This is a genomic window from Persicobacter diffluens (genome assembly GCF_036244895.1).
In the GTDB taxonomy this organism is placed as follows: domain Bacteria; phylum Bacteroidota; class Bacteroidia; order Cytophagales; family Cyclobacteriaceae; genus Persicobacter; species Persicobacter diffluens.
On sequence record NZ_BQKE01000007.1, the window covers coordinates 1 to 25973 of the forward strand.

Here is a 25973-nt window from a genome sequence, read left to right on the forward strand (position 1 = left end):
CTCTGACCATGGGCCATGATAATCTGAGATATCCAACCAAAAGGTTTCTGCAGTCCATACAGATACCTCATAAAATCCTGCTTGCTTAATGGGTAAATGATAGGCAAATGATTTCCCATAGCGCTCTGTCAAAAAAACGTTTTGCGGAATTGAAGTCCCTTTATCCATTGAAGTATTTGAATAGATGTCTTCCCATAATTCAAACGGCACCTCATACGAACGACCTCCCGTATAGAAAGACGCCTCTTCAGGCTTTTCATTTCCAGCATTGATATATTGTGCTTGTTCAATTTTCGTTAAGCTTAAAGCACTTAGCATGGGGTGATTCTTCATGCCGGGGAGAAATTGTAAGTCTAAAGCACCATCCTTTATTTCGATTTGAAAGGTTTTGGTAATTTCTCCTGCAGCTGGGTCCGGATTAAAATTTTTCAACAACAGACGATCCTCCGCCTTCACATGAAAATCCCTTTGATTCGTTTCTTTGAAATAAATCTCTTTAAAGAAAAGGTTCAGCTGATACAAACCATTCTCCAATGGTATTCGATAGCTAAATTGACCAAATCGGTGACTGTTCCAAAAAGAATCTCCAAGCGCTAAATCATCATAGCGGTTCCCTGTGCGTTGATTTAACCATTTTTCTTCTTCCGTGGACCGTATGGGATTTTCTCCGGCATTCACAAAGAAGTTGGCATCTTCGGCGGGATTTGAAATATATTCTACCAGCCAAAGTTCATTGTTTAATAGGGTGGTAAAATAAAAGGCATTTCCAATTTTAACTGCCCTATCCCCACTGTTGTATTTCGCTATAGCTGGAGGTAGTAAGGCGCTGTAGTTTAAATCCAGTCTTGGGTTCCGGTCACTTCCCTTATTAAACTGATCCGGCTCACGAGTAGTGAGTTTGGTAAACTCCATTCCCGTATTTAAAGGGACTCCTTTCAAAACGGTCTCTATGTTTATATCCAGTGGGTATGCATTCGTTTTGTTTACTCCCAAATACTGATATTTATAACCTAATTCATTATTGATAAATACTTCAGCTATTGGCCAGGGCAAAGTGATAAGGGAATCATTCATCAAATAAAACTGTGGCGACTGGAAGCCACTATACATCGCTTCGAGCGCCCCCTCTATATAACTTGCTTGAGTGTTTTCTTCGTTGAAATAAGTGACTTTTTGGCCATCATAACTTCCAAGCTGATTTCCCCAGAAATATAAGTAGTCGTCATAATGGGTATAATATATTCCGGTGAAATAACCACTTACTAAAGGGACCTGCTCCTCAGTTACAGGGTCGTAGGCGACTAAAACAACTTGGTCATCAACACCGCTAGAAAAAAAGCAGACCTTATCCTTGAAAACAAATGGACTTGCATGGTAAGGCCCTCTTTCGTCATCTTCAACGATAAAATAAAGTGGCCTCTCCTTTGTCAAATTTAGGCACAACCTGAGGTTTTCGGGGATTTGTGCTATTGTCATATGCCATGGAAGCACACAATATAGGATTGGGCTTAGGACTATCCTTTGGAAGTAGGAAAATTTTCTCATGATACCCTTCGTTTATACTATCAGAAAAATTTCTCCCTTGCGCTTTTTGTTTACATGAAGAGCCTGATTCTTCAAGTGGGATTATCAGTTTCATCACTTTCATAATTATTCACAAAAAATAAGGCACTTAATTCTATTGTATTGGTGTTTTTGCTTGTTATAATCAGAAGGTATTTGGAGCTTTATTTGGGGAAATTTCACCTCACTATCTCGTTTTAAATTTGATTTTAGAATCATACACTCAAAGCCTTAAACTTCTTTAATCGCGATGTATAGTTCTTCAATTCAAATAATAGCATGCACCTTATTTACTTTATTCAATGATCGATATTTTTTCAGCTAATAAGAGGTATCCAATAACGACTTGAAGTCCTTTTATTTGATGTTACTTTACTCGTGAATTAAAGGGCTTTAGGTTGTAATTTTCACTCCATTATTCAATAGATACCTTTCCATTTGGCTGCTTTTGTTTCGGATTTTCGATACCAGGTGACTTGTAATTAATTACATTGTTTCTTGGACCAAGAATATAGGAAAACGCTCCGTTAATCTTTGTCAATACGCCAATCATCCTCTTTTAGCCTAGTTTATTTGGCTTTTTTGACTCATTAGTGTCAGAATATTTTCCCGGACTACAAGCTGCAATTCTACGAAAATTAGTTTATCATATATCTTACAAACAAGCCATTTGATCACCATTGTCCTTGATCAGGATATCCAATTTGGGTATTTCATTGTATTCTATTCTCAGATGGGAATTGAGTGGGATAAGCTACACATTTATAGTAGGTTAAATCCATAGGGGGAATGGTAAATAACGCAATTTTCATTATATTAGAATAAATATGAAACTCCCCAACATATGTATTTTTTTGATAAAATATCCTCATATTTTGTCGACAGAGCGAATAATACTGAATCTGTCCATGAAGTTCGAACGGTTCTAAAGTACATTCTATTTACCTTTGGCTTTCAAACGATCTTAGGAATAGCATTTCTTTATTATGAAAATTATTGGACTGCCTTAGCGCTGATTGGCTCCAATGTATTGCTGTTACCCATGTTTTTTTGGTTAAAATCAGGTCGTTTTTTATTGCTTAAAACTGGAATGATTGGCATTCTTATGCTGATCAATACTGGCCTGATCCTCTCTTTTGGCATTACTACAGGTATTGAGTACCTGTATTTTACGGCTGTAGTGGCCATTTTTCTCCTTTTTAAAAAAGAGGAAAAGGTCGCTAAATTTTCTCTCCTTACTTTAGTTTTTTGCTGTTTTGTGGTAGTGAATTTTATTGAGCTACCTCAACAGTATCAGATTCATTTATCTGCCAAAGAAATTCAATGGCAAAGGACGGGATTCGGACTCTGTGCTTTGATGTTGAGTGCTTTAGGATTAAAAAGTCTTCAGGATAGTTTTCAATCATCTTTAAGCAAAGAGAAAACCTCTACACGGAAGGCAAAGAATTTTAGCCAGGAACTTTACGAAGCGAATAGAAATTTGGAAGGGTATATTGAGAAAATAAGGGAACAGGAGAGTCTGCGTTATCGATTTTTTAACACGCTATCCCATGAATTACGCACACCCTTGAATGGCATCATTGGACTGATTAATGTGTTGAAAGAACAGGAGTCCATCAAGCATAAGTCCATTATTGATTCTCTTTCTTATTCTTCCAACCTCCTCCTTTTTTTAGTGAACGATGTATTGGATCTAGCGAAATTTAATGATAGTGACATCCCTATTCAAGCGAGGCCGAATGACCTTTTTCTATTAGGGATGCAAGTCCAGAATATTTTTAAGGAGACAGCCACCAAAAAAGGAATTGAATTTCATTTAGAGATTGATGAGCGGCTACCTAAGAAGTTACTATTTGATCTTACTCGTTTAAATCAATGTTTAAATAACCTGGTAAACAATGCGATCAAGTTTACCCAAAAGGGCTATGTTAAGCTAAGCGCCTCTCTAATTTCGAGTGAAGATAAGGTGATGAATGTGCTTTTTACTGTTGAAGACACCGGTAAGGGCATTTCTCCGGAAGTTGGAGAAAAAATTTTTAAGCCTTTTGTGCAAGAAACATTTGAGGTCTATAAAGATTATGGTGGAACTGGTTTGGGGTTGTCCATTTCTCAGAAAATCGTACAGTCCATGGGAGGACACCTACAATACACATCCAAAGTTGATGAGGGGACCAGGTTTTATTTCCAGTTACTACTAGAGGAAAGTCCGAACATTACTAAAGCTACTGCGAATAAAGTTGAGGAGTCTGGGTTATCATTGGCGGATTTGAAAATTTTGGCGGTGGATGACAATCCAATTAACTTATTAGTTTTAAAGAAGCTACTTAAGAAATCCGGTAGTTCGGTATTAACAGCTAAAGATGGCAAGGAGGCGATTAAAAAAGTGGCGGAGCATCCTGATATTGATCTAATATTAATGGATTTGCAAATGCCAGTAATGGATGGTTATGTAGCCACAAAAGTGCTTAGACAACAAGGACTTCAAATCCCTATTATTGCCCTGAGTGCCACCCTTCCCTCGAATTTGGAAAATATGAACGAAAAGGGGTTCAGCCATGCATTAGTAAAACCTTTTGATGTGGGAAAATTAAGAGCGATCATCTCACGTTTTCATGCGGGAAACATATAGCCATTTGTATAGAATGGTTTATTCTTTTTGGGAAAATGTACAATTATTAAAACCAAGCCACCTCCTTTTGTGGGAAACAGGGGAACTTACACCGCGACTAAGATTTTAAAGGATGAATCATTGTAAGGGGCTGAAAAAGTGTAGGTTAAGGAGGTGTAGGGGTAAATACTCAATTTGAATAAATATGACGAACTGTCGGTAAAATAATTTGTTGTTGATGAAGGATATTAGTAATTTATTCTAATAATGAAAAAATTTAATCAAATGATGATAGCTGTTCTGTATTTGTCGATTTTGTGTCTCATTATTTTTGGTTGGAATTATATCCAAGTCAAGTTTCAAGAGGAGCGCAAAGAAAGCCAATGGTCGATTGATCCTGAAACGTCCATAAAAAGAGGCGAAACGAATTTTGTCAAGACAGAGACCATTCTTTTTGATAAGGAGAAAATTAGGCACTTATTCCAGCAGTCACGGCCTATTCCTGACCAAAATGGTTCTTATAGACTCCATATTTCAGAGGGTGATGTGAATAAAATTTTATCGAAGTGCTGTATTATAAAGCCAAATAGATTCGACAAACAAGTTTTTAGCTTTGATCATGCGCTATCTACAGAGGTTCAGGAGAGTATAAATCGACATGAATGGATTTTTGCCGATGGTGAGCAATGGTACTCCTCAAAGGATTTAGTTGAGCAATCTAGTTCATTACCTCCTGAAATAGATTTAGTAAAGGCGGGATTGGTAGAGGAGTTGGAACGCCTAAACGATCAGGAACTTTCTCACAAAGTGTATAAGGAAGGAAGAATATAGATATTGTAAGATTAGAGTCAATAACTACTATTGTCGTGGAATATGTAACATCCAACGAAAAGAACACCACTTCACAAATTGAATTAGATTACAAAAGAGGAAAGCTTACGAAAGCCTGCACATAGATTAGTGAAAGTTGAATTATTGACTGATGTCCAAATGGTAGAGGGATTAAATATTCCTCTAGACCAGGTGCTTCGATACATAAACGAATCTTAGATTTGAAATTGAAAAACCTATCAAACCTGTCTTATTATTAGAGTTGATGGAATTTATTAGTGGTAGCCTATGGAGGAATACAATTCATTCCTGTTTTAAGGCGTCAACTTATTTCAGGCCGAGACACCTATAATTGACAATGAGTTTTTTTGGTAACAGACTACCGCACGCGACCGGAAAAATGGGCGTTTGTTTTGTGATTCCGATGGGTTAAATTATAATTTTTCAATAAAGTGATGAAATTTGATATTTCTTAAAACTAAAACAGAAGGATGGTGATTATTCTGGTTAGGTTGTTGAATATAAAGTGTCAGAGAGATGAGAAAGCCATCAAAAATCCTTCCAAATCCCGGTATTATTGCTATAAAATATGCTGATGCAATAAGCAGCAATAGGAATGCCTCCGGAAAGGAAGGTGCCGGGTGATGTTGCAAAACGTTCCGGATAGTTGGTTTTTATGTATATCTCCCTTATAGTGTGGAAGGATAGCCAATACCTTTCCTGTGAGAGAAGATATTGATAAATATTTTTTTTACAGATAGGGACGGTGCCACTAATTATCCTCCGGGCTGGTAGTCCTGATTTTGCTTTTCATTAAAATTATGCACGGAATAATAGGGATCGGGACTTTTATGTCCTGATTTCTGCGACTGATTGCAGACCGTCCAATGAAAATGAAAGTGAAGAAAGTGCACGATGAGGGGTTCCGGTTCCTCTGAAAAATAAGAAAACCCTTTCCCCGAATACCCGATTTTTAGCCGATGAATGATTGCTTTTTTATAGCAATCCGTGTGGTATATTTTAATTGCAGGAAATATGAAAAGCAGGCCGTTGAAAAAAAGAACTTCCTGGATCATCATATCCATTTTGATTATAGCAGGGGTTTATGGCACCTACTTCTTCTATTATGTTGAAAATCGTAAAAAGGAGTTTGATCAACGTGCGATGGCAGAGTTGAAATCCATTGCCAGTGATTTGGAGGAGATTGATGCTTTCTATTCAAGTCCGAGCATTACCGCTCAATTATATGGAATAATCGATAAGAACTCTGATTTTATTTTTGCGGAACAAGAAATCAATAACATAAAAAATAATTCGACCGTATTTGGGTTTTCCAAAGAAGATGTTGAGAAGAAAAAGATGGCGTTGTTGGAAAAAGAAAAGAAAAAAAGAGAACAAGAAAAACAAAAATATATGGAAGATTATCTTTCTAGATTTGACGGTTATTATGAGGAGCCAGATATTTTTGACGATATATTGTTGTTTTTAAATAATCTTATTGAATACAGAACACCGGATAGTGATTCAGCAAAATGTACTACTTTATTTGAAAGTGATAATCCGGAAACTAATTTTGAAAAAGAACTTTTGAAAATTGATTCTGTTGATTTGTATCAGATTTCAGTAGTTAAGAGCTGGTGTGAGAAACTGAAGAATGCCCTACCGACTATAAGAGACTGTTATGGGCTGAATGAATTTGAGTACATTGAGCGAGGGCTAGATGAATTAATTGTCAAATGCCAAACCATTGAACAAAAAGAAAAGGAGGAAAAAATAAATTCTCCTGTGGCTAGTGTGACACAAAGCATCAAAAGGGAGGCTTTCGCGGCAGATGTTTTTTTATTTACCAGAAGTTTCAAGGAATTATTGCGTAACACAGAAGATTATTTATGTAACCGGGATAGGTACTTGGAAAAAGTGGCAAGATTAGATTCTTTATCTGAGGTACAAGATATCTATGATGATTCGCAAATAGGGCGATGGTTTCCTTTAATGGAACAAAATTTACAGGTTATTTTAGCGTGTTTTCCGGCTGAACATAGAGTATGGGTAAATGAGGCGCAATTAAAAGCGCTGAAAGAAAGTTGGGAGGATGTTAAGCAATTTGAAAAGGGGTTTGCAAGGGTAAAGGAAATAGAGGAGAGTTACCGTAAATTTAAGCAGAGTTTTAGTAATAAAAGAGGGCATGATATGGTTAAGCCTTATTTTTTTGACTCCGGAATTGTTTATTCTCTATCCGTTAGTCAGGATTATGATATAGAACTACTATTGGGAGATCATTATTTTGATGAATTTTCGGAATCCTCTACTGCACCATCGATTAATAGTATTTTAGGAATGGAACCCATGGCTCTACCGTATAATCCAAATGGGAAAAATAGGAAGCATATAGTATTAGGTTTGCATAATTCAGAAACAGAGTCTGTTGTAGTGTATTTTCATAAAGTATTTCCTTTTCTTGTTCCCTTGAAGCGGATTTTCCTAAAGGTCAAGAGAATGCAGCAGTATGGGGGCAATTACGCCAAGACCATTTCTTCCCTTTGTTTGTTAAACTCAAACCAGATTTATTTCTCCGCAGATTTGCATAACAAAGCGGAGGCTAAAGATAATTTTAAGCCTATTTTATTGAATAAAGATTCCTCTTTTATTAAAGAGAGTATATCGAGTGGGGGGGAGTTTGTCCTCAATCTGGGAGGTGGGAATAGGTTGTATTCTACTACCGTGTCATTAGGGGGGGGGGAGTACCAGTTGGTAGGGCTTTTGCCTCAAAGTACTTTTGATCAATATGCGAAGAATTTTTCCCCTATTACATTATTAAATTTAATTTTATTGGGAGTGATACTCCTGATATTGCTTCCTGTCATCAGGCTATGGTTAATTAATAAGTATGAGGGTATCCGATTGTTTGATCTTTATCTGGGCTTTTCCTCTCTTTTTATTTTTTCATTTGTTATGATTTGCTACTTTATTTCCATGAATCATTATTATATCCATAGAAAAAAGATATTCGATGATTCCTATGATTTAAAGTGTGAGCTAAATAAGCGATTATCCGAATTGAGGGATAATTTTAGAACTAAAACGGCTATCTCTTCCGAGGAAATTATATTTGATGAAGAAGGTAAATTGCTATTTGAAAAAGATCAGGAATTATATGGTTATAAAAATTTTCGTAATCGGAGTATTTCTGATCGGGAGTATTATAAATACAGGGAGCAAATTGGAGGTAAGAAAAACGGACTCTTATTGGGGAAATTAATGTCCTATGTAGATTCTAAGTGGAAGTATTACTATTTGCATAGTGATTCAATAGATTATAAGGTGAATTTTTATGATCTGGATTCTGTCGATCAAGCGTATTTTAGTGATATTAAGGTGGATGTTCCTGCAGATTATAATATTTTTTTCTCCCTGGATGCGCATAAGTTTAAGGACAGTCTGTTACATTTTAGTTCGGTTACACCCGAAAACCGGGCCTTACTGAATGGAGATCATTATTTACAAACCTCTTTAGCAAATGTACATTATATGGAAGAATCACCCTCTCTCGGGAGCTTTTTGAATAACCAGTTTTGTTATCGGGATAGTACAGGTTTGTTTATTATTAATGTTGTTCCCTATTACGATAAGCTGAAGAGAGAAACATTAGATTATTTTCTAATAACCACCCGAGATGTCTTTTCACTTACCTTTGCATCCCTGTTTTTGTTCATCCTCATATTTGCAATTTTTTCCTCCATTCGTGGAAAATATTCATCCTCTCGGTTGATTATTAAGGATTTTGGTCCTTTGTATTATTTTCATGCAATGTTAATATCAAAAAATAGCAGATTAATTTATAACCAATTTTATTTAGTAATAGTTTTTTTTGGTGTTTCTGTGATGCTAATGATCTATTATCATGTAGGCAGAAATCATTCCTATACTATATTTCAGTTGATATCAGGTACTTTAATTGTCGTTGGCCCCTTAGTGTTCGTGCTCATGAACTTCTTGAAACGTGGGGTAGATAAATTTTATTTAAAAGATATGGGTAGAAAAGACCCTTTGGAGTATCTGTCGCGACGGCAAAAATTATTTGTTTTTCTGTTAATCTTGAATTTCTCTTTCGCACAATTAATTTTTGTTTTTGGTGGTTTCTCTAATTTTAATCCACTAGTGTTTGTGATTGGTGTATTTATGATTACGCTGTTGTTGATGCTGGTTTTTAACAAGCTTTTTGTATTTACCTTTTTTAATGATGAGTTTATAGGAGAAGCAGATGCTGAAAGAAAAATTGTGGCATCGGATATGGTGATGATTAGAAATATGTTAATTAAATCCTTTCATTGGTTAATCAAAAAAAAGAAAGATTCGCCAAAAACGGAGACCGATTTGTATTTTGTTATCAGGTCCTGCATGCGTAAAGAGAGATTACTGGATTTAAAGTATAAAAAGGAACATGAGTTAGAGTTCATTGAAGATGAAAAAGAAAGGAGCAAAATAAAAAAAATGAACTATGAAGAGTTTTCAGAATATCTTATTAAAGATGTTGTTCGTTTGAGATCCAAAAGTGATCCAGAAATGAGGGTTTTTAAATCCTTAAATTTTTCGGACATCGCCTATAAATATTTGTATAAGAAAAGGGACGAACTCATAGGGATGAAATTAAAACTAAAGGACAAATTAAAAATTACATGGGATTCTTTAACAAAAGAAGAAAAGCTTTTTCTGGTAGATTTGGCCAAAGATGGGGTGGTGAATTTAATGAACCGAACGGCTATTATTTCACTGACAAATAAGAAAATAATAGTTTTTGAAGGTTATCCACGCTTCACTTCCCGGATTTTTAAACACTATATTAATAATGATTTAGAATCAAGTGAGGTCCATTTATTGGCAAGTTTTAGTAATGAAAAAGGAATTTGGTCCTATTTACATTGGCCGATTTTATTAATGGTGGTCACATTAATCGGGATTATTTTTATTTCCAGTCAGGAATTTTTTAATCGCTTTGTTTTGTTCTCCCCATTAGTAGGCGCATTAATTCCGGCGATTTTATCCTATTACCGCATTAATAGAAATATGAATTTTGGAAATGTGGAACCAGTTAATGCTGGTAATACTGAATAAACCATATTATTATGAACCAACTCCTTCAAATTGCCTTTGCTGAGCTAGGAATCAAGGAAATTCCGGGTGTCAGCCACCATGAACGAATTCTGGAATACGCCAGGAGTAGCGGCTTCGGGAAACAGGTGGATAGGGATGAGATTCCCTGGTGCAGTATCTTTATGAACTGGTGTTGCCAGGAGGCGAGGCTTCAAAGGAGTCATCAAATGAATGCACGTAGTTGGTTGCAGGTAGGTTTGCCGGTGGATGATCCGGTTCCCGGAGATGTAGTGATTTTCTGGCGGGAATCGCCGGCCTCCTGGAAGGGACATGTGGGTTTGTTTCTAGGTTTTTCCAAAAACCTTCAGGAGGTATTTACCCTGGGTGGTAATCAGGATAACAGCGTTTCTGTTCGAAGCTATCAGCATGAACAGGTATTGGGTTTCCGGAGGTTGGGGCAGGATGGGGTGCTGGTTGTTCCGGATGAGGAACTTAAGGAAGGAAGCAGAGGGCCGGCGGTGATGCAGTTGCAGCGATTGTTGAATTTCTTTGGGTTTTATTGTGGCTATGAGGACGGGATTTTTGGTCGAAGGACCCTTGAACAACTTCAGAAATTACAGACTCAAACGGGGCTGCAGGTTACGGGTCATTATACGCAAGCCACACAGGATATTTTAAAGGAAATGCTGTTGGAGTAGGAATATAAGCTTTCTTGGCGACAGGCAATTGAATAGTTTAACCATGAATGCCCACATTAAAAGCCTGTGATGGGGTAGTCCTTCCGGCTTGTTGACTTCCCCTTAGAATAAAAAGGTAAAGTTACCGCTTCTGCCCTAGGTTTGATGTTACTGGACTTCATTTTAATCCCTGAAAGAGAGGTGAATTTCTGCTTTCCTGCATCAGTAAAATTATTGGCCTGTATAATTCGGAGGCTTCTGAACTGACCATAAATCAACCGAGGGAAGTCTGTCTGGTACTCAGGTCTGTTGCCTGGGGTGGAATTCCATCAGGCCTATGGAATCGTTTTGCAAGACGGTTTTTTCAGGCCTCTTCAAACAGTCTATTTAATAAAAAACGGATTTAAAAATTATTCTTGTATTATGAAAAATCGGATTGTTTTTGTTCACGGCAGGGCCCGAAAGCCCTCGGAGGATAACCTAAGGTCACTATGGTATGACGCCATAAGGAGTGGGCTCGAACGCGACTTTGGTAGGGATGCCGTAAATGCTTTTGAAAACACCCCCAAGGATTTTGTTTATTACGGCGACTTGTCCAATAAATTTCTGAAGGAGGAGGAAGAAGATCCGGAAAGCAGAATTCAGGCGTTGAATTTGCTCTGCCAAATAGGGAAGAATGATTTTACAAAGGATAAGTTTGAGGCATTATCCAAATTAGGTTGTTTAAAGGAAGCTTTAGCCGATACTTTTTCCGGTGTTTTGGGGTGTCTGAGGCTAGCCGATGATTTCATTTCAGCCGTGGCCCCGGATATTGAAAATTATTGGAATGAAGAAGATTATTATGGGAGCGATATTCGGCATCGTTTGTTGCAGGTATTGCGTGATGCGTTAAAAAAGGAAGAACGAATTATGCTTATCGGTCATAGTCTGGGTTCGGTGATATGCTATGATAATTTATGGAAGTTATCTCATTACGGGGAATACCGGGAGGAATTCGGCGATAAAAAACGGGTCGACCTTTTGGTGACCATGGGCTCCCCTTTGGGTGACATAACCGTTAAGAGAAGACTCAAAGGCTCCAAAAGTAAGGGAAAGAAAAGATACCCCCTGAACATTAAACGTTGGGTAAACATTTCGGCTGAAGATGATTATATTTCTCATGATAGTAAACTTGCCGATGATTTTAAAGCGATGGCAGGCTATGGCATTATTCAAGAGCCGGTAAAAGATATATACCCGGTTTATAATATGACCGTACGAGGTGGAAGGTCCAATCCGCATGCCTCTATGGGGTATTTAATTCACCCTGGGTTTATTGAAACATTACATTCATGGATAAAGGAGGGTGCTTTAGGTAGTTAAAAAAAGCTAAAATACGCCTGTTTCATGTGTTAAAAAGTTGATTATGAAAATCGTATAAAGAATTAAGTAATAAAGAAACCTAAATTAGAAATTATGGAGCCGTTTATCCTCATTGAAAGCAGTTTCAGTAAAATATTAGAAGCCCTCCCCTTCCCTATTTCAACAATTTTTGATTGAAGTAACTTTTTAAGGCTTATCGATATTTTGATATATGAAACCTCAATTTCTTTTTATTTGGGCATTTGCGTTCCTTTTCGAATCGGTTTCTCCTTTTTTGAATCTGAAATTTACAGAAAGGAGATAAAGGTTATGTCGGAGATTCTTTAATCGTCCTGGATATAGATGAAAAACAGTTTATTATCCGATTATATAATACAGAGAGGGAATTCTATCATTTAGTCAAATGATGGAATTTATTGAGATCTGAGAAAATCATTTAAAATAATGATGAAAGTATTTTCTCCAGAGGGAATAATCAAGGGGACATTATGTCCCCTTGATTATTTAAGCTTCTTCTTTACGAAATTCTCTCAATTTCATTTTCGGCCCAGGAAGATAGGTCCTTCAGAATTTTAACCTTCATCTCCCCTTCTTCTGTATCCTTAACCAGTTTATTGATTTTATTAAGGATTTTACTCAAAGCTTCAGCGGTTTTTTCCTCTAAACTCTTTTGCTGTTCGGCCTTTTGTTTTTCCTCTTTTATTAAGGTGCTTTCTCTTTCCTCTTTCATCCATCGTTTAATGGTTCTTGAGGATGCCCCTACTTTTTCAGCAACTTCTTCGAGAGTCATGAAAGATCTGTTTTGACTTTTTCGGTCTCCCCCATGCTGAACATTTTCCAGTGCAATTTTAGTCCAGAATTTTTTCAATTGAGCTTTAGTCAGGTTCCTTCTTCCCAATTGATTTTGTAGCATCCAGTGTTTAACCTCTTGAATACTGCTTTTTTCCAGATAGGTTACCTTAAAAGGCCGTTCGCTTGCTTGTGCGGCTCTATACCGGTTATGTCCATCCACCAGCCAGGTTTTCCCATTTTCTTTCCATAATAGCAAAGGCTCTCTTACTCCTTCTTCTTTTACGGATTCCACTAGTTCTTCAAATTCATCCTCGGATTGTTCCGGGAAAAATTGTTTTAGGTCTTCATGAAAATCGAAAGGTGCATTATCAGTGGTGTATTCCTCCATTTCTAATGGCACCGCTTTTAAGGTCTCTGAAATCTCAGATTTCTTTTTTTCCGTTGTTTCTGTATTTTTCTTAGTAACTGGTTTTGCCAGTTTGAAACCACCTTTAGCCATTATGATAAAATTTCTTTTGCTAGGGATTCAATTTCTGAAGATGCTTTACTACTTGGTGCATATTCAATAACAGGCATTAAAGATGCATTTGCTTCAGGAAAGTCTTTTAGGTTTGCAATCTGACTAGTGAAGATCATATCTCCATAAGCCTCTCTAATTTGTTCCACATAAGCAGTATGGACTCTCAGGTTTCTAACCATATTGAGAAAAATGCCATCTACTTCCAGGTTAGGGTTTGATGTTTCTTTGACCTCATCAATAACCTCCATTAAGTTGTCAAAGCCATCTGTAGAGAATTTTTCCGGAGCAGATGGAATGATGACATTAGTTGAAGCATTAAGGGCGTTTTGGGTCAACCATCCTAAAGAGGGAGGGCAGTCGATTAATACTATATCGAATTTATCCTCAAGTTGAGGGATTAGTTTTTTGAGTTTAAAAAAACCAGCAGAGGATCCGCCAAACATTCTTTCACATTTTGCCAAAAGCAGGCTGGAAGGCAAAATATGGAAGTTTTCATTGATTTCATGTGTCTTCACTTCAAGATCCTGAAGTAGAATGTCAGCAATGGAGGTGTATGGGGAATCTTCATCAATCAAGATACTGGTTGAATTGGCTTGTGGGTCAAAATCAATCATTAGAACTTTTTGCCCTAACTTTGACATTTGTGCGGCCAGATTTACCGTCATAGTGGATTTACCCACTCCCCCTTTATGGTTAATTATGCTATATATTTTCATTGTAAATTCAGTTTATGTACACGGTTGAGCCTTGGTCTTATCCAGCCTCGCATATTTTTTAAATGCAGCTTGATTTTCGTTAGTCGGAGATCCTCCGGGTATTGGACAGCTTCCAATTTATACTGGTTTTCCTGATGGATAATTTCTAATGAACAAGGGTTGTTGGTTTCAAAGTCAAATTTTCTGAGCACACATTTAATAATAGGAGGCTCAGTCCTTTCTATTGAGACTTGATTATCAGAGATATTGTACCAAAATGGAGGCTTGTTGGGATCCATAAAGAATTTCCAGGTTACTTTGCTTATGTAATTCACTTCGAATATATAATTTTGAGGTGAACTTAGTGTAAAATCGTGTCTTAAATTCCTGTGAATTTTCATTTTTTGGTAGATTCATGGCTGTTATTTAAAATGAATTGTTTTCACATAATTATTGATCTTATTAGCCATCCTTTTGAAGGGTACAGCAGATCCGGTTTTCAAATTCTGATTAATTGAGTTGAATTTGTTGTCAATCAAATATTATTCGTGAGGATATTTTTAAACATTTTTTCAGCAATTGGGCGGCTTTCAGTCTCCCCTAACCCAATTAGGATAATCAATTTGTCCAATATTTCATTTTTGATGCTATTTGCAATCTGCTGGGCATTAATATAGTTCATTCCTTCAGATTTGCAGTAATCAGCCCAGTTCATGAAGAGTCGGTACCTGACAAATTCATTATCAAAAATGTGACTTATTCCGGAATTAATAGGGCTTGGGGTAAATTGCATTTGTGTATTCATCTTTCAATTGATTTTAGATTGGTGGAAATTGGGAATAGGTTTTTCCGTTGAGTACTCTCCCCTTTTCTTTTTTATGTGGCCCACCCCACTGTTTGAAGAAGAATGGGGTGTTGGTATTTTGACATATGGTTTGAATGTGATTCACCCAGAAGGGATTCATCAAACGGGCTTTATAGCCACTTTCCCCACCTACAATCACCCAGTCAATTCCATCAACATTCAATTGGTGTAGCGGGCCTAATAAGGGTTCGAGGGAGAGAAATTTAACTTTTGCTTCGGTGGATTTAAGTAGGTCTACCCTACTGAGAAACTTTTCACTTTCTACTGATACGCCCATCCAAATATTATCTGACCAATTGAGGTAAGGCGAGAGTTTCGCTAACCTTTCAGCACGCTTGGTGAGCACCTGAAAGTTATGCTGTGGATTTGATTTCATGACCTGAAAGACCTTTTGGATGAAGGCCTTGGGAACTTTTTCATGAAATAAATCGCTCATGGAATTAACAAAAACCCGTTTGGTCCTTTTCCAGTTAAATGGTGCCAAAAGGGCTTCTTCATGTGATTTGATTACAGAAAATCCGTCCTTATATTTTTCAATATTCATGGCTTGTAGGCGCTTACTCATTTTCTCGGCATAGCAATTTTTGCAACCAGCGGATACTTTGGTGCAGCCTGTAACAGGATTCCAGGAGATGTCGGTCCATTCTATTTTTGAGGTCGTCATAATGAAATGTTTTTATAGTGAGCGTAGGAGTTACTAAATCCGGAATTTTCCTTTGTAGGTAGGGATAAAGCGGTTTGGCTGGTCTGTAAGATATTGGCAAGTTCTTTTTCAGGGCTGGTTTTATTCCATTCCGCTCTTTTGGTCGCTAATATTTTGCAGACTTCAGTTCCATAAGTTCGAAGGAAGTCGAATTCACGGTCCTGTTCTTTTTGAATTGCCTTAGTGGCCTTTATATCTGATAGGAATTTCAATCGCAATTCTTCCAATTTTTGGAAGTATGAATCATCGATTGGACAATCATTTAATAGCGCGATTACGATTTCTTCTTCGATGAAGACTTCCATATTTAAGGAGCTTTGGTAGGCCATTCGAAAGGATTCTCGATCCTTGATGATTTCAGATTTTCTAAGGGATCGGCTGAGTAGAGGTTGACACCACGGCCAGGCTATTTTTTTGTTTGAGGCTGACATTGGTCGGGTAAAACTGGAGTTGCAATTGGGGATGAAAAATACTTGCTCAGGGTTAATTGAAGTGGTGTATTCCCGGCTTTTATAAAGTAGAAGGCCGTTGTTTTTTGCTAAATTGGGTAGCCTGGCGATGCCCTTAAAGTCTGTGTAAGAAAAAGTTTTAGTATTTGACATGAGCGTGTTTTTTAGAATCATAATTCGATAAAAATATTTCCTTCAATAACATAAGGGAGGGAGGCACAATCGGTCTCCGGATCTATAGGGCTGATAAAGGGTAATTTGAATTCATCAAATAGCCCGATGATGGTTCCCGTATATGGATCTTTATAGTATTTGATCAGTTGGTTGAACCGATTGAGAGATTGACATTTTTGCCGGATGGTAGGGGTAAGGATGATTCGAAAATCCAGTACTTCCAGCATTTGGGGAGTAAGTGAAATTGAATTGATCATGAGTGTAAGATTTGAGGGTGGGAGAAACTACTCCAGCGCTTGCGCTGGTTGATTCAGGAATGGCCGTTACAATAAATAGCGACCATTCCCATTTAGATTCGACTACAATTGAAGGGAGAACAGACTGTACTTACATGAGAAATCGTAATCAATAAAGTGGTATTCCTCCGTACTGGAGGCATTTAAAAACTCACGGATTTCTGAAATACCCCCACGTGGGGTAAAAGGCTGGGATTTTCCCCTTAAAGCCAGTACTTGATTTTTTTCATTCACCGCAATATACTTTCGGTAAATACCCGTTAGCGCTTTGAAACCATCACCAATGTAGGCGAATTGTATGTTTTGTTGATTTGTATTGAAACACATATTCAATAAATTTTTGAGTAGAAAATTTGGAAAGAGAAAGGGAGGGGGAGCGGGCTCCCCCTGTCAAAAAAATTATCCCCCGATAATGTATTTTGCTGCCTGACCAGCTTTGGCTGAGGCTTCGAAAATCATTTTCTTATCACTTTTAAGTGCCTTTAACCATCCCTGTAAGTAGGCTGCCTGGTTTTCAATTACATGCTCTGAAATCCCTGCTTCACTACAAAGGAAAGCGGCTCCAAGCTCTGCCGTTAACTCCTCCTTGCTGTAAATCTGACTACCAAAATTCACTTTTTCAGTAATCTCTTTTCTGTTAAGTCTGGACTCATGTCCTGTGGCGTGTACCAGTTCATGAAATAATGTGGAATAGTATTCCTCCTCTGAAGTACAATCCGCAATCTTTGGGACATTTACCGTGTCAACTGATGGCCTGTAATATGCTCCAGTGCCCCCATAAGTTATTTTTGGAGCGTTGGGCATATGATTAATAATCTCCTCGGCAGCCTCAATAGGGTTAACCTCCTTAGCTTCTGATTCAACAGGACTCCATTCAATTCCCTCGGTCTGCTCCATATTAAAAACCGTGAAAACCTTGAGGAAAGGAACTTTTTTGACGGCCAGTTCTTCGGAAACTTTATTGTTATTAGCATCCAGATGCATAACGTCATAATAAATAACTGGAAGGCCTTTAGATCCCTTTTTGATAGCACCATTCAGGTTCTTGGCTTGCTTAAAGGTTAACCACTCCGAAGACTGATAACCTTTAAAGCTTTGGAAAAAACTTAACCACATATGGTTAAAGCCATTATATTCCCTTTTTGAGGTGAAATTTTGTGGGGCCTGAGGTGAATTCAAATAATGTTTCCAAGGACAAACACCCTGCTCCAATAGACCAATGATTTGATCGGTGATTTTTTCGTATGGTTTCATATTACAATTTTTTAATCCTGTTGTAGACAGGAGGTGGAGAAAGAAAAACTGCTTTCTTTCATTACTTTAATATACGAATAATCTAATTTATTTGATAATTAATAGGCTTTATTTGTAGCTTTAAAAAGCCGTTTTTAGTACTCATTAGGCTATATTTAACTCCTTTTAGAGGTTGATCGTGCCCTTTTTGGGGTTTGAAATGTACAATTATTAGTAAAATTCAATATTTATTTTATTCGCACGATTTGCTTTCCTTCTTGCCTTTGTTTTTTTCTCCCCCTTAAGTCTATATTGCTCCAAGTTGAGTCTAAAACCTAAAGCCATATAAGCCCATAAAACGAATAGGATATATGAGGTAATTGCCCTCAATCCTTTGGTTCAGTATTTTTATTCCAATACAAACTAATTATTTCTAAGGTCGACTCTTATTTTTGGTTGGGCACTAAATGGAGGAATATTTTTAGAGAGCGATCTCCTTCTTTTATTTTTTGTGCTACTATAATTTTTATATATGATTTTGGCTACGGATATTGATCTCTAACACTAATTTCAAATCATTACGATGGGAATGGAAGAAATCACAATTAGCGGATGCAATGAGAAATATCAATTTGAAGGTCCTTACAAATTATCTGAGGCAGATCACCTGAAGAATGTTCCGGGAGTGTTTATTATTCTGTGCTTTGGAAAGAAGTCTAAGACGGTAATTGATGTGGTGAGTACTTCTGATATAAAGGATAGCGTTCAGACTCATGAGCGGTCTGCCATTTGGCCGGAATACTGTGATAAGGATTTGATGGTGGCTGTTTATGAAGTTGCAGCTGAAGAGACAGAGAAAAGAGACTGGCTTGAAAAAGATATCCGCTGCTTTTATGCTTTCCCTTGTGAAAATCAAAAGAAAACCATTTAAGCAGGGAAATATGGCTCCGGGGAGTTCCTTTCAAGATTTCTTTATGATAGCAGCCCGAATTTTCAATTTTACACTATCATAGTAGTAGGCATCTTGGTTCTAAATTGCAAAAAGTACCATTGTAAGGGAGGCTAGGAATGGTCTCCTTTTTTCATTTGGAGGGCTTCGGCTTAAGGAAGAGAAAAATACTCAAGCAGGTTTAGGGTAAGTTGCTGAATAGATTGAGTTTAGTATAAAACCCAAAAGCAACCTCCAAATTCCATAGTGAAAAAGTCAAGCCGAGCATCACGAAAAAATTAGTCATTATTTTCGCAGAGAAATATAAACGTATAAAAATATGCCTATACGTTAATTATAGGCCGTTTTTATGCGTTTTTGACCAAAAAGTTGCGTAAAAAAATCAGGGTAAAGTCCCACAAAAACTAGGGTAAACTTCCACCCTGTTTTCAAAAATTCTTCCCAACTTTGGAACATAGCAAAACAAATAACTCACTAATAATTAAACAATAAAGCTATGAGTTGGAGTGATTTCTTTTTATTAGTAACAGGAATTTTAGGTATTTATTATGGGGTGGTTGCTTTCTTTGAATACATCAACCTTCGTCGCCAAAATATCAATAGCACGGCCTCCAATATTACCTATGATATGGGGGCATTGGTCCAAGAGGATGCGGCTCCGCCGGAAGAGGTGAGGATGGAAGATTTTAAGCCCGGGCAGACCGCAGCAAAGGAGGAAGAGGAAGAGGTGGCCTTCGGAAAGATCTATGATGAGGGGATGGATCTGGATCAATATTACGCTCGGGCGGAGGAGTTTATGGAGACTTTATCAGAGAACGTCTTTGCCGCCAGCTAAAGCCAATTAAGCATATTCTTTATCGTAATTCGCCTCATTCAGAGGAATAACATTTCACTATTATTTAAACCAAAACAATTTTCTTATGAAAACTGTCATGAAATCTTTTGCCCAAATTTTCGGGGGCATCTCAAAATCTGTACGTAAAAACAGCATCGCCTTTCTGGCTTTAATGCTGGTAATGTTGTCCAATATTACGGTGTATGCACAAGGTTCTGCCGGGCTTGATGCAGCCACCACCGAGCTACTGAGCTATATGAAATCATTGGGGGATTTGATTTTAGCAATTGGTGCCGTTGTCGGAATGGTTGGAGGGGTAAGGGTGTACACCAAATGGAATGCGGGGGATCAGGATGTTAACAAGGCGGTCATGGGGTGGATGGGCTCTTGTTTGTTCCTGGTACTGGTAGGGACGGTGATTAAGTCCTTTTTCGGGATTTAAGTATCAACTGATGTTTAGGACGCATCCATTTTTCAGGGGGCTTCAACGGCCCCTTGTTTTTAAATTCATCAAAGGGCGCTATATCTACTGGGCAGCGGCTTCACTTTTAGGAGGCTCTATCATTGGAATGGGCGTTTGCGCGCTGAATATGTGGGCAGGCATACTGACGATCATTCTACTTGCTGGCGGAGGCTTTGGTTTCACAGCCTGGAGGCAAAAAAAAGGCTTGCATTCGAAGCCGGAAGAGAAGGGGTATCATATGACGCTCCCACAAAGCTTAAGACTTAAATCCTACACTAATGAGCAAAAAGAAACAGGCTTTTGAGCTACCGATCATCGGTATTGATGATTTCAAGGGGTATTCTGTGTTCTATCAAAACACGGGAGATTTCTCCGCCATGTTTGAAATCACTAACACCGTGGAGCAATATTGTGCAGATCCTGATGCTTATGAACAGTTTCATGCTGCTATGCTTAAAATAATCGGTAACCTGAAGGAGGGGTATATCTTGCAAAAGCAGGATATTTTCATTCGTAAGAAATATCAGGCACCACCACAGGAAGACTTTTTGTCTGCCTGTTACCATGATCATTTTAAAGGGCGGATCTATACAGAGGTAAAAACTCTACTGACCATTACCCTGCAAGTGCATCGCGGGGGGATGTATGTCTTTGACCCGAGGGCGTTTCAGGATTTCGTTACGATCATTCATAAGATAGAATCTGAGTTAAAGGAGTCCAACTTTAACCCTACGCTTTATTTTTCTGATTCGATTAGACAAACCGTTTTGCGGGAAGTTTCTTTTTCCTTTGATAAGGAGGTGATGTCGATTGAAAATTTCCATGCCACGGAGTCTTGGGTAGGCATAGGAGATGAGCGAAGAATCAAGGTCATCAGTCTGATTGATACGGATAATGTAGATCTACCAGCTCAGCTTTCCTCCTGTAAAATCCAAAACATCGGCCATCGGGATTTCCCGGTAGACTTGATGTCATTTCTATATTCAGTGCCTGATTATGAGCTGATCATCTACAATCAGATTATTGAAGTAGTGGACAAATTAAAGACGCTGGCAAAGCTGGAAGCCAAAAAAAGGAAGCATAAAAGTATGCCGGATCCTGCTAACGATTATGCTATCCGGGATATTGAGGCGCTACAGCAAGAAATGGAGCGGGATAATCTGACCTTGGTAAACAGTCATTTTTCTATCTTAGTGAAGACCCACCGGGATAAGTTGAAGGATGTGGCCAACCATATAGACAGCAGGTTGAAGGATTTGGGAATACATCCATCCGAGACAGCGTACAATCAATTTGAGTTGTTTAAAGCTAACATCTCCGGAAATGCCGGAAGCCTGAAGCATTATGACCGATTTTTGACCACGGCTAATGCGGCTATTTGCCTGATGGCCAAGGAGAGGTTGCCACAAGACGATCCGTCAGATTTCAAGCTCTATTTTACCGACCGCCAGGGCGTGCCTATTGGCATAGACACGAATGAATATCCACGTTCTATTGGACGCACCAATAATCGGAATAAGTTCGTTCTGGGACCTTCAGGTGGGGGGAAATCCTTCTGCTGGAATTCAGTGATACGACAATATTACCTCTATAAAAGTGATATCATGATTATCGATGTTGGTCATAGCTATAGTGGTTTATGTGACTATTATAATGGTCGTTATATCACTTATTCCGATGATAATCCAATCACGGTAAATCCTTTTTTGGTCACACCGGAGGATTTAAGAGAGGTGGAAAAACTTCATAGTTTGGTGAGCCTAATCGCTATTTTGTGGAAAGGGACGGGTGGAATCTTAACCAAGCTGGAAGAATCCATATTGTCCGAAGTGCTTAGAGACTATTTTACGGCATACTTTGAGGAAAAGACCATTGATCAGTTGAGTTTCAATACGTTTTATGAATTTTCAGGAGAAAGGATTAAGCAAATCAAGAAGGCTCATCATATTGATTTTGATCTGTATGAATATCAATATATTCTCAAATCCTTTTATAAAGGTGGCCAATATGATTTCCTGCTGAATAATACGATGGACTCATCCCTGTTTGATGAGCAATTCATTGTCTTTGAGATCGATAATGTCAAAGATCATCCCGTTCTATTTCCTATTTTGACGCTTATCATTATGGATATTTCTCTTCAAAAGATGAAGCGAAAGAAGGGACATAAGGCATTGATAATAGAAGAGGCGTGGAAGGCGATCGCGAGTCCAATGATGGTGGGGTATATACAATACTTATACAAAACCTGTAGGAAGATGTACGGGGAAGCGTGCCTGGTGACGCAGGAGTTAGATGATATTATATCTTCTGAAACCCTTAGAAAAACAGTGATTGGAAATTCAAGTGTGGTCATGTTATTAGACCAAACTGAATTGAGGCGGGATTATGAGTCAATCGCGAAGGTGTTGAATTTGGATGAGGTTGAGCAGCATAAGATTTTTAGTATTAATGCTTTAGACAACCAAGCTGGCAGGAGCAAATTTAAAGAAGTCTATATCAAAAGAGGAAAAACGGGGGAGACTTATGGGGTTGAAGTAAGCGATGAAGAGTATTTCATTTATTCAACCGAGAAGCCTGAAAAAGAGGCTTTAAAGCTCTATATGAAAACGTATGGGGGTGTTGAGCCTGCCGTAAAAGCGTTGGTCAAAGACTACAGAGCATCCGGATTAATCCCTCAGGCTTTTGCAAAACAAGTAACGTCAAAACAATAAAAATATGTGGAGTTTCAATGAGATTATTGACCTGGGCTTCCTTGACTTTATCAAGGAAATCAGGGACATATTCGGTTATACTGAACTGGCGGATCATGCCCGCTACGGGCAGTATCTGGCCGGAGTATTTACGATGCTGTTCATGGCAGTAAAAAGTTATGGGATGATTGTGGGGGATCGACAATGGGAGATCATGCCCTTGCTTCGTCCTTTTGCTATTGGTTTGGTGATCATGAACTGGGGGGCATTTCTCGCCCTGATTGATGTTCCCCTGCGAGGGGTGAGTAGGATTTCCGAAGATGGTTTCCGGAAAAAGGTAGAGCAGACGCAAACAGAATATCAATTAGTGATGCAGCTCACCAATGAATTGGGCATGAAAATGATTAATGGTGCCATGGAGGTGAATCAAAATAGCGAACAGCAGGAGCAGGGCGTTTTTGAGAAGCTGGGGGTGAGTTTGAGCAAAATGGCAAGCCTGATTGAAGGGGCACGAATTATGGTGATGGGCTTACTGAAGTTCATTCCAAAATTATGGATGTCGGGTTTGTGCCATTGGATTTACCAGTTCTGTTTTTATGGGGTGATGTTTATTCAGCAAATATTTCTGGTCATACTGGGCTTATTAGGTCCTTATGCCTTTGCGATTAGCATATTGCCTGGATTTTCCGATAGTTATATCCAGTGGATATCCCGCTATATTTCCGTAAGTTTGTATTCATTAATTGCCAATATCATCGCCACGGTGAGCATGTTTGGCATGAATTATACCAACCGGGCGGATATCGAAACACTTCAGCAAATTCTTGATGATGAAGAGCATTATATTTCCTGGTTGTTTCAATCGGACTTTACCTTTACCATGCCAGCTTTAATGATGTTGCTTGGAGGGTTGATGATGTTCACCATTCCAGCGATCAGTACCTGGATAGTGAGTACTTCAGGTTTGGGGAATGCCTTAGGTAATTCAGTACGGGGTGGTCAAGCATTAGGAATGCTCGCGAGAAAAGCAGTCACCGGAGGGGTCGCCTAATGCTATTACAGAAGATAGAAAACAAGATTCGTCTGGCAGTCTGGGTGAGTGTCGGCAGTTTTGTCACCAGTATTTTGATCGTCATTCTGATACTGGTGTTTACTAATATCCAGCTGGATAAAACCCGAAAGAACATTTACGTTTTGGATGAGGCCACGCCTATTTTAGCTAAGCAGGTTGGGACCGAGGCCAATCGCATGGTTGAGTACCAGTCTCATGTTAATATCTTTCACTTGTTATTCTGGACGCTGGCTCCGGATGATAAAATGATCAAACGGAATATAGGCCGATCCATGTACCTGGGAGATGAAAGCGTTCATGCCGAGTACAATAATATCTCTGAGAAGGGCTTTTATAACCAATTGATCAGTAGCACCACTACGGTGACCATTGAAATGGATTCGGTCAACATTGACCCGGCAACACTGGAATTTGTCTATTACGGCACCCAACGATTTGAGCGTGAAACAGGAGTAAGTAAGCGGAAGATCAAGACCACAGGGGTGCTTAAAGATGTGATCCGAACGGATAATAACCCGCATGGCGTGCTTATAACGCAATATCTAACCTTGGAGAATAAATCTATCAGTGATGAAAGAAAACGACTATTCTAATAAGGAACCGAACCGGTTTTTTGAAAAGCTTCAGAAAAAGAGTGAGCAGCATAAAGCGGCAACGCTGGGCATGGTCGTCCTGCTTTTTGTGTTGAGTTTTATTGGTAATGAAATGTATTACCGTACTCGCCCCAAGCCTGATACTGATTTCACTCCTTTGGCGCGGAAGTTATCCGATACGCAGGAAAGCCTTACTGAGATCGATAAGTGGCATCAACTGGAAGCTCAGCTGACCGCACTCCTGGAAAAGGATAGCCTGACCACTGAAGATTCCCTTTTACTCAAACAAATCGAAAAGGAGATTTCATATGAGACAGATTAACTGGAGACATCCAAAATATGTAATTCCGCTGATCATTTATCCTTTCACTTTTTTACTTTTTTATATCGCAAAGGATGTTTTTGCAAAGGAGCCGGAAGAGGAGCAAAGAGTGACACAAGGGGTAGATTTTACTGTTCCCAAACCCTATTTGGAGAAAAGGAAAATCAAAAACAAGATGGATGCCCTTAGATCCCGATTTGATAAAAGAGGAAAGCATACCGCTATCCGGGGCCTGGATATTGAGCGACAGGAAAAAGAGGTGTTGGACTATGGGCTTTCTGATCAGGATATGGACAGCATCATGCTGAACACGGAAAAAAAGCCGACCATGAAGGAAAAGGTGGAAATAGCCCTGAACAGAGACCGACCTAAAAGGGGGATTGACTTGTTTGTGGAGCAAAATGGGGAAGAATACCTGTTGCCGGAAAAGGATCATCCTCCGATAGTGAGGAAGCCTAAACCTCAGCCTATAAGTGAACCTGCTCCACAAAAGGAAACGGAGGTTGAGGAATTTAAGAAACGCTTGGCGGTGATTGACTCGATGATGAAAACTCCGGACCAGCGAAAACAGGAAGAACTGGAAAAGCAATTGGCGGAAGAAAGAAGGAGGCAGGAAGAAGAGGAAAAAGCCAGGGAAGCGGCCATTGTTCCCATTAGCAAAAGCAAAAGTACGGCAAACGGCCATTTTAATACCCTCAGTAGCAGGAATGAGCACAATATGATCAGCGCGATACTGGATGAAGGACTGAAAGTGACCTCCAATAGCCGTGTCAGAATTCGACTTTTAGAAGATGTCTATGCAGGGGAAATGCTGATCAAAAAAGGCCAATATCTTTTCGGCACCGTCAAGGGATTTTCTTCCCAGCGTGTGAAAATAGAAATCTCTTCCCTGCTGCATGAAGGTAAGCCAATTCCGGTTCGCCTGAATTTGTACGACAACGATGGGATGGAAGGGCTTTTTGTGCCGGAATCAGAATTCAGGGATTTCACTAAAGAGCTCGCAAGCCAGTCCTCTCAGGGGATGACGCTGTCAAGCAATCCGGAGAACTCCGGCCAGTTCTTCTATCAAATCGGGCAAAGTGCGGTCTCAACCACCAGCAGGGCCTTTCAGAAGGCGGTCAAAAAGAATAAGGCCAGCCTGAAGTACAACACTATTGTCTACCTCATTGACCCAAAACAGCAATAAG

General features: G+C 38.8%; 22 protein-coding genes. 14 read left to right on the plus strand and 8 right to left on the minus strand.

Translation table 11 applies throughout. From position 1 onward, the window contains the following. A partial coding sequence (locus tag AAA970_RS25980) for a malectin domain-containing carbohydrate-binding protein (RefSeq protein ID WP_338239842.1) occupies positions 1-1431 on the minus strand: 1431 nt, incomplete at its 3' end. Positions 1432-2653: 1222 nt separating this feature from the next. Here AAA970_RS25980 and AAA970_RS25985 point away from each other — a divergent pair. The 5 genes from AAA970_RS25985 (at position 2654) to AAA970_RS26005 (ending at position 12132) form a co-directional block, all read left to right on the plus strand. Beyond that, on the plus strand, positions 2654-4192 hold the full coding sequence (locus AAA970_RS25985) for an ATP-binding protein (RefSeq protein WP_338239843.1): 1539 nt from the start codon (positions 2654-2656) through the stop codon (positions 4190-4192). A 246-nt stretch (positions 4193-4438) separates the two neighbouring features. After that, the gene (locus tag AAA970_RS25990) at positions 4439-5002 is read left to right on the plus strand and encodes a hypothetical protein (RefSeq protein ID WP_338239845.1); all 564 of its coding nucleotides are present in this window, start codon (positions 4439-4441) and stop codon (positions 5000-5002) included. A 1173-nt stretch (positions 5003-6175) separates the two neighbouring features. Further along, complete coding sequence (locus AAA970_RS25995; protein ID WP_338239846.1) at positions 6176-10114, plus strand: hypothetical protein; 3939 nt, start codon at positions 6176-6178, stop codon at positions 10112-10114. A gap of 11 nt (positions 10115-10125) precedes the next feature. Next, positions 10126-10791: a C40 family peptidase gene (locus AAA970_RS26000; protein ID WP_338239847.1), complete on the plus strand. Its 666-nt coding sequence runs from the start codon at positions 10126-10128 to the stop codon at positions 10789-10791. Between the two features lie 402 nt (positions 10792-11193). Continuing rightward, positions 11194-12132: a hypothetical protein gene (locus AAA970_RS26005; RefSeq protein WP_338239848.1), complete on the plus strand. Its 939-nt coding sequence runs from the start codon at positions 11194-11196 to the stop codon at positions 12130-12132. 517 nt (positions 12133-12649) lie between these two features. On the opposite strand, the gene AAA970_RS26010 is transcribed toward AAA970_RS26005, so the two are convergent. The 7 genes from AAA970_RS26010 to AAA970_RS26040 all read right to left on the minus strand — a co-directional run bounded on the left by AAA970_RS26010 (position 12650) and on the right by AAA970_RS26040 (position 17880). Next, entirely contained in the window at positions 12650-13423 is a 774-nt protein-coding gene (locus AAA970_RS26010; protein ID WP_338239849.1) for a ParB N-terminal domain-containing protein, read from the minus strand. Next, positions 13423-14160 carry a ParA family protein gene (locus tag AAA970_RS26015; RefSeq protein WP_338239850.1) on the minus strand — a complete coding sequence of 246 codons (738 nt, stop codon included), beginning with the start codon at positions 14158-14160 and terminating at the stop codon, positions 13423-13425. The genes AAA970_RS26010 and AAA970_RS26015 overlap by 1 nt, the downstream gene beginning before the upstream one ends. Before the next feature lie 797 nt (positions 14161-14957). Continuing rightward, a complete protein-coding gene (locus AAA970_RS26020) occupies positions 14958-15668 on the minus strand; it encodes a DUF5131 family protein (RefSeq protein ID WP_338239851.1) in 711 nt (236 codons plus the stop codon). Further along, the gene (locus AAA970_RS26025) at positions 15665-16309 is read right to left on the minus strand and encodes a hypothetical protein (protein ID WP_338239852.1); all 645 of its coding nucleotides are present in this window, start codon (positions 16307-16309) and stop codon (positions 15665-15667) included. Before AAA970_RS26025 ends, AAA970_RS26020 begins: the two co-directional genes overlap by 4 nt. Before the next feature lie 17 nt (positions 16310-16326). Then, positions 16327-16587 carry a hypothetical protein gene (locus AAA970_RS26030; RefSeq protein ID WP_338239853.1) on the minus strand — a complete coding sequence of 87 codons (261 nt, stop codon included), beginning with the start codon at positions 16585-16587 and terminating at the stop codon, positions 16327-16329. 102 nt (positions 16588-16689) lie between these two features. Further along, entirely contained in the window at positions 16690-16953 is a 264-nt protein-coding gene (locus AAA970_RS26035) for a hypothetical protein (RefSeq protein WP_338239855.1), read from the minus strand. A 72-nt stretch (positions 16954-17025) separates the two neighbouring features. Continuing rightward, on the minus strand, positions 17026-17880 hold the full coding sequence (locus AAA970_RS26040; RefSeq protein ID WP_338239856.1) for an ArdC family protein: 855 nt from the start codon (positions 17878-17880) through the stop codon (positions 17026-17028). 568 nt (positions 17881-18448) lie between these two features. On the opposite strand from AAA970_RS26040, the gene AAA970_RS26045 reads away from it, so the two are divergent. From AAA970_RS26045 to traM, 9 genes are all read left to right on the plus strand, one after another. Further along, positions 18449-18790 (plus strand): hypothetical protein, encoded by a 342-nt coding sequence (locus AAA970_RS26045; protein WP_338239857.1) that lies wholly within the window; start codon positions 18449-18451, stop codon positions 18788-18790. A gap of 514 nt (positions 18791-19304) precedes the next feature. Further along, the gene (locus tag AAA970_RS26050) at positions 19305-19643 is read left to right on the plus strand and encodes a hypothetical protein (protein WP_338239858.1); all 339 of its coding nucleotides are present in this window, start codon (positions 19305-19307) and stop codon (positions 19641-19643) included. A gap of 85 nt (positions 19644-19728) precedes the next feature. Continuing rightward, positions 19729-20085 (plus strand): DUF4134 domain-containing protein, encoded by a 357-nt coding sequence (locus tag AAA970_RS26055; RefSeq protein WP_420916753.1) that lies wholly within the window; start codon positions 19729-19731, stop codon positions 20083-20085. 10 nt (positions 20086-20095) lie between these two features. Next, complete coding sequence (locus tag AAA970_RS26060) at positions 20096-20410, plus strand: DUF4133 domain-containing protein (protein WP_338239683.1); 315 nt, start codon at positions 20096-20098, stop codon at positions 20408-20410. After that, a complete protein-coding gene (locus tag AAA970_RS26065; RefSeq protein WP_338239859.1) occupies positions 20385-22820 on the plus strand; it encodes a TraG family conjugative transposon ATPase in 2436 nt (811 codons plus the stop codon). Before AAA970_RS26060 ends, AAA970_RS26065 begins: the two co-directional genes overlap by 26 nt. Positions 22821-22824: 4 nt before the next feature. Continuing rightward, positions 22825-23850, plus strand: coding sequence for a TraJ family protein (locus tag AAA970_RS26070; RefSeq protein WP_338239860.1), 1026 nt, complete (start codon positions 22825-22827; stop codon positions 23848-23850). Then, positions 23850-24464 (plus strand): conjugative transposon protein TraK, encoded by a 615-nt coding sequence (gene traK, locus AAA970_RS26075; RefSeq protein WP_338239861.1) that lies wholly within the window; start codon positions 23850-23852, stop codon positions 24462-24464. Before AAA970_RS26070 ends, traK begins: the two co-directional genes overlap by 1 nt. Continuing rightward, entirely contained in the window at positions 24442-24786 is a 345-nt protein-coding gene (locus AAA970_RS26080; RefSeq protein ID WP_338239862.1) for a hypothetical protein, read from the plus strand. Before traK ends, AAA970_RS26080 begins: the two co-directional genes overlap by 23 nt. Beyond that, on the plus strand, positions 24773-25972 hold the full coding sequence (gene traM, locus AAA970_RS26085) for a conjugative transposon protein TraM (RefSeq protein WP_338239863.1): 1200 nt from the start codon (positions 24773-24775) through the stop codon (positions 25970-25972). Before AAA970_RS26080 ends, traM begins: the two co-directional genes overlap by 14 nt. Position 25973: the final 1 nt, after the last annotated feature.

Bases quoted from the DNA above. Each gene is read 5' to 3' on its own strand.
- AAA970_RS26005 (WP_338239848.1), top strand. From the start codon at position 11,194: ATGAAAAATCGGATTGTTTTTGTTCACGGCAGGGCCCGAAAGCCCTCG.
- AAA970_RS26020 (WP_338239851.1), bottom strand. From the start codon at position 15,668: ATGACGACCTCAAAAATAGAATGGACCGACATCTCCTGGAATCCTGTT.
- AAA970_RS26015 (WP_338239850.1), bottom strand. From the start codon at position 14,160: ATGAAAATATATAGCATAATTAACCATAAAGGGGGAGTGGGTAAATCC.
- AAA970_RS26050 (WP_338239858.1), top strand. From the start codon at position 19,305: ATGAGTTGGAGTGATTTCTTTTTATTAGTAACAGGAATTTTAGGTATT.
- AAA970_RS26065 (WP_338239859.1), top strand. From the start codon at position 20,385: ATGAGCAAAAAGAAACAGGCTTTTGAGCTACCGATCATCGGTATTGAT.
- traM (WP_338239863.1), top strand. From the start codon at position 24,773: ATGAGACAGATTAACTGGAGACATCCAAAATATGTAATTCCGCTGATC.
- AAA970_RS26030 (WP_338239853.1), bottom strand. From the start codon at position 16,587: ATGATCAATTCAATTTCACTTACTCCCCAAATGCTGGAAGTACTGGAT.
- AAA970_RS26045 (WP_338239857.1), top strand. From the start codon at position 18,449: ATGGAAGAAATCACAATTAGCGGATGCAATGAGAAATATCAATTTGAA.
- AAA970_RS25985 (WP_338239843.1), top strand. From the start codon at position 2,654: ATGATTGGCATTCTTATGCTGATCAATACTGGCCTGATCCTCTCTTTT.
- AAA970_RS26040 (WP_338239856.1), bottom strand. From the start codon at position 17,880: ATGAAACCATACGAAAAAATCACCGATCAAATCATTGGTCTATTGGAG.
- AAA970_RS26055 (WP_420916753.1), top strand. From the start codon at position 19,729: ATGAAAACTGTCATGAAATCTTTTGCCCAAATTTTCGGGGGCATCTCA.
- AAA970_RS25990 (WP_338239845.1), top strand. From the start codon at position 4,439: ATGAAAAAATTTAATCAAATGATGATAGCTGTTCTGTATTTGTCGATT.
- AAA970_RS26000 (WP_338239847.1), top strand. From the start codon at position 10,126: ATGAACCAACTCCTTCAAATTGCCTTTGCTGAGCTAGGAATCAAGGAA.
- AAA970_RS26060 (WP_338239683.1), top strand. From the start codon at position 20,096: ATGTTTAGGACGCATCCATTTTTCAGGGGGCTTCAACGGCCCCTTGTT.
- AAA970_RS26080 (WP_338239862.1), top strand. From the start codon at position 24,442: ATGAAAGAAAACGACTATTCTAATAAGGAACCGAACCGGTTTTTTGAA.
- AAA970_RS26035 (WP_338239855.1), bottom strand. From the start codon at position 16,953: ATGTGTTTCAATACAAATCAACAAAACATACAATTCGCCTACATTGGT.
- AAA970_RS26025 (WP_338239852.1), bottom strand. From the start codon at position 16,309: ATGTCAAATACTAAAACTTTTTCTTACACAGACTTTAAGGGCATCGCC.
- AAA970_RS26010 (WP_338239849.1), bottom strand. From the start codon at position 13,423: ATGGCTAAAGGTGGTTTCAAACTGGCAAAACCAGTTACTAAGAAAAAT.
- AAA970_RS26070 (WP_338239860.1), top strand. From the start codon at position 22,825: ATGTGGAGTTTCAATGAGATTATTGACCTGGGCTTCCTTGACTTTATC.
- traK (WP_338239861.1), top strand. From the start codon at position 23,850: ATGCTATTACAGAAGATAGAAAACAAGATTCGTCTGGCAGTCTGGGTG.